The sequence below is a fragment of the Paracoccus beibuensis genome (assembly GCF_026162625.1).
GTDB classification, from domain to species: Bacteria; Pseudomonadota; Alphaproteobacteria; order Rhodobacterales; family Rhodobacteraceae; genus Paracoccus; species Paracoccus beibuensis.
Genome location: NZ_JAOTBD010000065.1, coordinates 1 through 8951, shown reverse-complemented (window position 1 = coordinate 8951; position 8951 = coordinate 1). Strand labels below are relative to the sequence as shown.

Below are 8951 nucleotides of genomic sequence, written 5' to 3'. Positions count from 1 at the left end.
ATTCGCGCCGCCGTGCTTAACGGCTACACGGCGCTCGGCATACCTGTCACAGAGCTCGTGGGATAAGTCCGCCCGGGGAAAGGGGAAGTCCGGCCTTCAAGCTCTTTGCGCAACAAAGCTCCGGGCGATCCGTTCGGTCGAGCGTTTCGGCCTCGAAGGACCGGTGGACCGCTGGCGCGACCTGCGCGAGATGTTGCGGACCCAGATCCTGAACCATGGCTTCGACGCCGACCGCAGTGTCTTCGTGCAGTTCTTTGTGTCGAAGTCGCTCGACTCGGCGGTGCTGCTGATGCCTCTGGTGGGTTTCCTGCCAGCCACCGATCCGCGCATGGTTGCCACCGTGCAGGCGATCCAGCGCGACCTGTCCAAGGACGGGCTTATCCTGCGCTATGACAGCGCCGAGGCCGAGGATGGCCTGCCTGCCGGAGAAGGTGCCTTTCTGGCCTGCAACTTCTGGCTGGCGGACAACCTTTTCCTTCAGGGTCGCCAGGACGAGGCGCGGGCGCTGTTCGGGAGGCTTCTGTCCCTGCGCAACGACGTGGGCCTGCTGGCAGAGCAATACCATGTCGAGGCGGGGATGCAGGTCGGCAATTTCCCGCAGGCATTCTCGCACTTCTCGATGATCGACACGGCGCTGAACTTCTGGCGGCTTGATCGTCCTCCGGCCGGGAACGTCAGCCGCGAACCGTGACTGCTGCGCCCCTCAACGACGCGGCTGCCCCCGCCGCTGGCACGCAGTTCCAGATCCCGCATCCACCCATGCGTTGGCGTATGACTGGTCAGGTACCGGCCGTTCCCGGCGCGGCGATTCGAACATCAAGGAACAATCCTGCGCTCTTCCGGTTCCGGGACTGCGCGAACAGCCACAGACCCGCAATTGTCCAAAGAGAAGGGAGCGTCTCATGAGCCAGACAGTCGGAGATTACTTCTGGGAGCGACTCAAAGCCTGGGGCGTCAGCCGCGTCTTCGGTTACCCCGGCGACGGGATCAACGGTCTTCTGGGCGCATTGCAGCGGCGCGGGGGCGACATCGAGTTCGTCCAGGTCCGCCACGAGGAAATGGCCGCCTTCATGGCCTCGGCCCATGCCAAGTTCACGGGAGAACTGGGCGTCTGCCTGGCGACTTCGGGACCCGGTGCCTCGCACCTGGTGACGGGGCTTTATGACGCGCGGCTGGATCACATGCCGGTGCTGGCCATCGTGGGCCAGCAGGCCCGCACCGCCGTCGGCGCGCATTACCAGCAGGAACTGGATCTTGAGGCGCTCTACAAGGACGTCGCGGGGACCTTCGTCAAGCAGGCCTCGGTGCCGGGCCAGGTGCGGCATCTGGTCGACCGCTCGGTCCGCATGGCCGTGGGGGAACGCCGGGTGACGGCGCTGATTTTTCCCAACGACCTGCAGGAGGAGGCGTATGAGGAACCGCCCCGCGCGCATGGCGCGGTCATGTCGGGCGTGGGCTATACCCGCCCCCGCGTCGTCCCCTATGACGCCGACCTGCAGCGCGCGGCCGATGTGCTGAACGCGGGGTCGAAGGTCGCGATCCTCGTGGGGGCCGGCGCCCTGCACGCCACCGACGAGGTCATCCAGGTGGCCGAGACGCTTGGCGCCGGGGCGGCCAAGGCCCTTCTGGGCAAGGCCGCGCTGCCCGACGACCTGCCCTGGGTGACCGGCTCGATCGGACTTCTGGGCACCGAGGCCAGCCACGAGCTGATGATGAACTGCGACACGCTGCTGATGATCGGTTCGGGCTTTCCCTATTCCGAGTTCCTGCCCGAAGAGGGCCAGGCGCGGGGCGTGCAGATCGACCTTGACCCGGGGATGCTGTCGATCCGCTATCCGATGGAGGTGAACCTTGTCGGCGACAGCGCCGAAACTCTGCGCGCGCTGCTGCCGCTGTTGCAGCGCAAGGAGGATCGGTCCTGGCGCGAGACCGTCGAAAAGAGCGTCGCGAAATCCTGGGAGACGCTGGAGGACCGGGCCATGCAGCCGGCCAACCCGGTGAACCCGCAGCGCATCTTCTGGGAGCTGTCTCCCCGCCTGCCCGATAATGCGATCCTGACCTCGGATTCCGGGTCCTGCGCGAACTGGTATGCGCGGGATCTCAAGATGCGGCGCGGGATGATGGCGTCTCTGTCGGGGGGCCTGGCGTCGATGGGCGCGGCGGTGCCCTATGCCATCGCCGCCAAGTTCGCCCATCCCGAACGCCCCGTCATCGCGATGGTGGGCGACGGGGCCATGCAGATGAACAACATGGCCGAGCTGATCACCGTCGCCAAGTATTGGAAGCAATGGGCCTCACCCCACTGGATCTGCATGGTCCTGAACAACGAGGACCTGAACCAGGTGACATGGGAACAGCGGGTGATGGAGGGCGATCCGAAGTTCGAGGCGACGCAGGTCATCCCCGACGTCCCCTATCACCGCTTTGCCGAAATGATCGGCCTGCGCGGCATCTTCGTGGATGACCCCGACCGTCTGGCCTCGGCCTGGGACGAGGCTCTGGCCTCGCCGGTGCCGGTGGTGCTGGAGGTCAAGACCGATCCCGAGGTTCCGCCGATGCCGCCGCACATCACCTTCAAGCAGATGCGCAACTATGCCTCGAGCATCATCGCCGACCCGAACCGGGGCAGCATGATCGCGAATACCGCGCGGCAGGTGCTTGGCTCTGTCCTTCCCGACGACAAGGACGACAAGGACTGATGGCGGCGCCCGAGGCGGGCATAGGCTCGGTCCGTGCGCGGGCCTTCAGCGTCCCGACCGAGGGGCCGGAGGGCGACGGCACCCTGACCTGGACCTCGACGACCCTTGTGGTGGTCGAGGCGCGGGCGGGCGGGATGACCGGAATGGGCTACAGCTACACGGATGCCAGCGCGGCTGCCCTGATCAATGGCCCGCTGGCCGACTGCATCGCGGGCTGCGACGCCTTCGATCTGCCGGCATGCTGGCTTTCCATGCGCCGCCGCCTGCGCAACATGGGCGTGGCCGGGGTGGCGGCGACGGCGATCTCGGCCGTCGATACGGCGCTCTGGGATCTGAAGGCCAGGCTTCTGGACCTGCCGCTCGCGTCCCTGCTGGGCCGTGTCCGCGACAGCGTGCCGGTCTATGGCAGCGGCGGCTTCACCACCATGTCAGACGACGACCTGACGCGGCAGCTTGCCGGTTGGATCGAGCGCGATGGCTGCCGATGGGTCAAGATGAAGATCGGCGCGGAGGCCGGGCGTGACCTCCACCGCATGCGGATCTCCAGGCAGGCGATCGGGGACGCCGCGCTGTTCGTCGACGCCAACGGCGCCTTCACCCCGCGCGAGGCCCTGCGCATGGCCGCCATGGCCGCCGAACTGGACGTCCGGTGGTTCGAGGAGCCGGTGTCCTCGGACGACCTGGCGGGCCTGCGCTTCGTGCGCGACCACGCGCCGCCGATGATGGACATCGCGGCCGGCGAATACGGCTATGACCCGGACTATTTCCGCCGGATGCTGGCGACCGGCAGTGTCGATGTGCTGCAGGCGGATGCGACGCGATGCCTTGGGATCACCGGCTTTCTGCAGGCGGCGACGCTGGCCGAGGTGCACCACGTCCCGATGTCGGCGCATTGCGCACCGGCGCTGCACACGACCATCGGAGCGAGCGTCCCGAACCTGCGGCACCTGGAGTGGTTCGCGGATCATGTCCGCATCGAAGCGATGCTGTTCGACGGCGCCCCGACCCCGCGCGCCGGAACCGTCAGTCCGGCGTCCGACCGCCCCGGCCTGGGACTGGTGTTCAAGGACGCGGATGCCGAACGCTTCGTCCGGAAAGTGTCGGCATGAGGGGCCGGAACGCAGCCATCGCCGTCTCTGGCCTGTTCGCCGCCGCCGTTCTGGGAGGACTCGCGGCCCGCAGCAACCGCCCAGCCCCAATCAGACAACCGCCCAGGGAACAGGCCGCCCGGCAGCTCGATCTGGGTGCGGCGACCTTGGCGGGATCGGTCCTGTTCGACAGCGCGGTCGAGCATTATCGCGGATCCTTCGAACATCGGGGCATGTATGTGCCGCTTGCCGTGGCAAGCGCGACCATAGCGGCGTCACTGTCCGGCGCGCGCCAGCCAAATCGCATGCGCACCGGCGTTCATGTCCTGGCGATGCTGACGGGGGTCGCTGGCCTGGGCTTTCACATCTATGACATCTCCAAGCGCCCGGGCGGCTGGTCCTGGCAGAACCTGTTCTATGCCGCCCCCGTCGGCGCACCCGGCGCATTATCCCTGGCGGGCCTGACAGGGCTTGCCGGGCAGCAGCTACGGACTGGGCAGGTGCGTCCGGACAGCCAGTCGGGAAGGGCCTTGGCCGCACTCGCCGCGATCGGAATCCTGGGCGACGTGGCCGAGGTCTGGCTTCTGCATTTCCGGGGCGCGTTTCACAACCCGGCCATGGTCCTGCCGGTGACGATCCCGCCCGTCGCCTCGCTCTGCCTTGCCGGCGTCGCCGCCGGGGCTGGTCGACCATCCCTGCGCACCACGCGCGGCTGGCTCTGGGCGACGGCTGCAACAGGGCTGGCCGGCGTCGGCTTTCATGCATGGGGGGTGCACCGGATGATGGGCGGCTGGCGGAACTGGAGCCAGAACCTGCTGGAGGGTCCGCCTCTGCCCGCCCCCCCGAGTTACACCGGGCTGGCCCTTGCCGGGCTGGCCGCAACGCGGCTGATGGAGGAGGCCCATGAGTGACCGCTATCCCGGCTATGACGTGATGACCAAGCGCAACGGGCCTTCCTGGAACGACGTGACCCGCCGCGTGATCGACAACCGGCTTGCGACGCCGAAGGGGCCGCGCTTCTTCAGCGCCGCTGAGTTCGAGACAGTCCGCAGCATCGCCGACCGCATCGTTCCGCAACGGCGTCACGATCCGATCCCTGTGACTGATTTTGTCGAGGCAAGGCTGCTGTCCGGCCAAGGCGACGGCTTCCGCCAGGCGGGGGTGCCGCAGGCTGGCGAGGCGTGGCGCAAGGCGCTGGCCGCACTGGATGCCGAGGCGCAGGCGGCACATGGCATGCCGTTCCGGCAGCTGTCCGGGCCCGAACGTGATGGGATCCTGCACCGCATGCAGAACGGCGATCTGCACCACTCGTCCTGGGGCGGAATACCGCCTGCGACCCTGTTCACGCAGCTTGTCGCCAGAGACATCGTCTTCGCCTACTACTCTCACCCGACCGCCTGGAGCGAGATCGGCTGGGGCGGACCAGCCAGCCCGCGCGGCTATGTCCGCACGGGCTATGACCGGCGCGACCCTTGGGAAGCTGCCGAAGTCAAGGACGGCGATGATGCCGCCGCGATCAGGAAGAACCGCCGTGTCAGGTGATCCGATGCAGACGCCCCGCGCGACGGGCGGCCGTGCCCCGGATGTGTTCACACCCGGCGGCTGGGTTCCGATGCGGGAATACGACGAAAGCGAGGAGGTCGATTTTGTCATCGTCGGCACCGGTGCGGGCGGCGGGACGCTGGCCTGCAAGCTGGCCGAGGCCGGCTTTTCGGTTGTCGCCATGGATGCCGGCCCCTTCTGGCGGCCGCTGGAGGATTTCGCGTCCGACGAGGCCGAGCAGAGCAAGCTCTTCTGGACGGACGACAGACTGGTGGACGGGGAAAACCCGTTGCAGCTTGGGTCGAACAACAGCGGCAAATCGGTTGGCGGCAGCACGGTGCATTTTGCCATGGTGTCGCTGCGGTTCCGCCCGGAATGGTTCAAGTCGCGCAGCAAGCTGGGCTATGGCTTCGACTGGCCGCTCGACTGGCGCGAAATGTGGTCCTATTACCGCGAGGTCGAGGAGGCGCTGGCAATTTCGGGGCCGGTGAACTATCCGTGGGGACCGCCACGTCCCCGCTATCCCTATCGCGCGCACAAGCTGAACGCCGCAGCGCTGGCGCTTGCCGAGGGCTGCGAGGCGATGGGCATTCCCTGGACCGAAACCCCCATCGCAACCCTTTCGGCGCCTCGTGGCCGCGCCCGCCCCTGCGTCTATCGCGGCTTTTGTGTGCTGGGCTGTTCCACCAATGCCAAGCAGAGCGCGCTGGTCACCTGGATCCCCCGCGCCATTGCCGCCGGGGCCGAGATCAGGGATCTGGCTATGGTCGGCCGGGTCGAGGTGGACGGCCGCGACCGTGCGACGGGCGTGCATTATCACCGGGGCGGTGAATGGCGCTTTCAGCGCGCCCGAAACGTGGTTGTCGCGGGATATGCCATCGAGACGCCGCGCCTGCTGCTGAACTCGGCCAACAGCCGCTTTCCCGAGGGGCTTGCGAACCGCTCGGGCCTGGTCGGCAAATACCTGACCGTCCAGTCGAACCAGGCGGTCTGGGGCATATCCGGCAAGGAGATCCGGTCCTACAAGTCCCCGCCGTCCCTAGCGCTGACCGAGCACTGGAACTATCAGGACGAGGGCAAGGATTTTCATGGCGGCTACTGCTACATGAGCCAGGGTCCCGAGCCGCAGCTCTGGGCCAATACCCAACTGGCCAGCCGCGGCCTTTGGGGAGAGGCGCTGATCGCCGAAATGCAGAACTACAACCATCAGGTCGGCCTCAAGATGGTGGGCGAGATGCTGCCGCAGGAACGCAACGCCGTGACGCTGGCAGACGAGACCGACCAGTACGGGCTGCCAATCCCGCGCGTGACCTATTCCTGGTGCGACAACGACAGGGCGATGATCGGCCATGCTCTGGATTTCATGGGGCAGGCGCTGCGGGCCACCGACGCCCGCGACATCTGGAAGCAGACGGACGACACCTGCCACCTGAACGGCGGTGCGCGGATGGGCGACGATCCGCAGACCAGCGTCGTCGATGCCGACTGCCGCAGCTGGGACATCCCGAACCTGTGGATCTGCGACGGCTCGGTCTTTCCGACCGTCGGCGGTGTGAACCCGTCGCTGACCATCCAAGCCATGGCTTGCCGTACCGGCGACCGCATTGCCGCAATGGCACGACGGGGCGAGTTGTGACCCGGCGGGCGAGGGGATTTGTCGATGACATCGCGCCGCGAAAGACCATGCCCCCATGACGGAGCCGCCAATGCCTGAACCGCGCCTTCCCGGCTTCGATCATACGATCGCCTTCCTGCGCGAAGGCTATACGTTCGTCTCGTCGCGCTGCGACGCGCTGCGGACGGACCTGTTCCGGACCCGCATCATGCTGCGGCCGGTGATCTGCGTGCGCGGTCAGGACGCAGCCGCCATGTTCTATGGCAGCGGATGCTTTACCCGGCGCGGGGCCATGCCGCAGACCGTGCTTCGCCTGCTCCAGGACAAGGGCAGCGTGCAGCTGCTGGACGGCGCGCCGCACCGCCACCGAAAGGCGATGTTCGTGGACCTGCTGATGGGCGATGAGGCAGAGCGCGGCTTCCTCGACCTCTTCAGGCAGGAATGGCGCGAGGCGGTGGTGCGGTGGTCCGGCCGGTCGTCGATCGTTCTGCTCGATCAGGTCAACCTGGTTCTGACGCGCGCGGTCTGCCGGTGGGCAGGCGTGCCGCTCGACGGTGATCGCGACATCCGGCTTTGTCGCGACCTGGGGTCGATGGTGGAGTATGCGGGCCATGTCGGGCCGCAGATGCTGGTGGCGCTGGCGCGGCGACGCTCGGCGGAGCGTTTCGCCATCGGTCTGGTGCGGCACCTGCGCACCGACGCACAGCGCACGACCCCGGCCGGCCAGATCGCGCACTTTCGCGATCCGTCGGGACGTCAACTGAGCCCCGAGGCAGCGGCCGTCGAGCTGCTGAACATCCTGCGCCCGACTGTCGCGATTGGCCGCTTCGTCATGTTCGCGGCCCTCGCATTGCATGAGCACCCGGCATGGGTTCCGGCCTTGCGCGGCGCGAAGGACCGCGTCTACGAACGCTTCGCCGAAGAGGTTCGTCGCCTCTATCCGTTCTTCCCGGTCATCGGCGGCATCGCGCTCTGCGACATCGACTGGAACGGGCACCACTTCGCCAAGGGCGACTGGGTCCTGCTGGACCTTCACGGAACCGACCATGACCCCCGCCGTTTTCCAGAACCCGGCGCATTCGACCCCGACCGGGCACCGTCGTGGCGCGATCAGGGTTACGACTTCGTGCCGCAAGGCGGTGGCCGGACTGCCGAAAGCCACCGATGCCCCGGTGAGCAGCTTACAGTCGCGACGATCCGCGAGGCGACCCGCCTGCTGGTCGAAGAGATGATCTATTCTGTGCCGCCACAGGACCTTTCTGTCTCGCTGAGGCGAATGCCCGCACGACCACGGTCGGGAATGGTATTGACACATATCCGCCAAAAGACCTGAGGACCTGATTGCAGGCACGCCTGGAATCGGCCTTCCAACCAGGATGCGCGTCATCAGAACGGCGAGCTTCATCTCAGAAGGAACGAACCCGGGATTTTGCCTCAACTCTCCGGCAAGACGAGGGATCGCCTTCGTCAGCTGTTTCAACTGATCGACCGAGCAGGTGGCCCGAAACCGAACGGGCAATCCATCTGCAAGGAGCTGACGAGATCCTTCTTTCGCGGTCATCCGTCTGAGCGAGTTGACGGAGGCGAGCCGCAACGCCGGAATCGCCGATGATCCTCGGAGCCCGGTCTCACTGTGGCGAACTTCGCCTTCCGCAACGGCCAGACCTCTGCAATCGGCGACGGCCAGAGCCGCTGCCGACCATCAAGATCGATGCCGTTATGAAGCTGCGGGTTACGCCTTGTCAGCCGCATCTGCCTGAGGCAGATCGAGTACGGGCCCGCGGCACGTTCATCCGGGCAACTTAGCACGGGGCCGTCGCAACTGCGTGTCCGTGCCAACTTCAGCTATCGCAGGACCGGGAGCTCTGCCACGCGGCGTCGATTCGGTTGCCGGCAGTTTCCGGTGCCGGACGTTCGTAGGTTCCGATGGTCTCTCCCTTTGCGACGACATGCCCCTCCATCGCGGCGATGATGTCGTTGCGCGATGCTCCGGGCGGCAGCCCAAGC

At 66.8% G+C, this 8951-nt stretch carries 7 protein-coding genes; all 7 read left to right on the top strand.

Annotated features, from left to right (window positions below):
• The first annotated feature begins 43 nt into the window (after nt 1–43).
• The 7 genes from OC159_RS19270 (at nt 44) to OC159_RS19240 (ending at nt 8277) form a co-directional block, all read left to right on the top strand.
• On the top strand, nt 44–691 hold the full coding sequence (locus OC159_RS19270) for a glycoside hydrolase family 15 protein (protein ID WP_322626753.1): 648 nt from the start codon (nt 44–46) through the stop codon (nt 689–691).
• A 211-nt stretch (nt 692–902) separates the two neighbouring features.
• Nucleotides 903–2699 (top strand): thiamine pyrophosphate-requiring protein, encoded by a 1797-nt coding sequence (locus OC159_RS19265; protein ID WP_265502867.1) that lies wholly within the window; start codon nt 903–905, stop codon nt 2697–2699.
• Nucleotides 2699–3808, top strand: coding sequence for an enolase C-terminal domain-like protein (locus tag OC159_RS19260; protein ID WP_265502866.1), 1110 nt, complete (start codon nt 2699–2701; stop codon nt 3806–3808). The genes OC159_RS19265 and OC159_RS19260 overlap by 1 nt, the downstream gene beginning before the upstream one ends.
• Nucleotides 3805–4698, top strand: coding sequence for a hypothetical protein (locus OC159_RS19255; protein WP_265502865.1), 894 nt, complete (start codon nt 3805–3807; stop codon nt 4696–4698). The genes OC159_RS19260 and OC159_RS19255 overlap by 4 nt, the downstream gene beginning before the upstream one ends.
• Nucleotides 4691–5329, top strand: a complete 639-nt coding sequence (locus OC159_RS19250) for a gluconate 2-dehydrogenase subunit 3 family protein (protein WP_265502864.1) — start codon at nt 4691–4693, stop codon at nt 5327–5329. The genes OC159_RS19255 and OC159_RS19250 overlap by 8 nt, the downstream gene beginning before the upstream one ends.
• 4 nt (nt 5330–5333) lie before the next feature.
• Nucleotides 5334–6965 carry a GMC family oxidoreductase gene (locus OC159_RS19245; protein WP_265502862.1) on the top strand — a complete coding sequence of 544 codons (1632 nt, stop codon included), beginning with the start codon at nt 5334–5336 and terminating at the stop codon, nt 6963–6965.
• Between the two features lie 70 nt (nt 6966–7035).
• A complete protein-coding gene (locus OC159_RS19240) occupies nt 7036–8277 on the top strand; it encodes a cytochrome P450 (RefSeq protein ID WP_265502860.1) in 1242 nt (413 codons plus the stop codon).
• Nucleotides 8278–8951 lie beyond the last annotated feature (674 nt).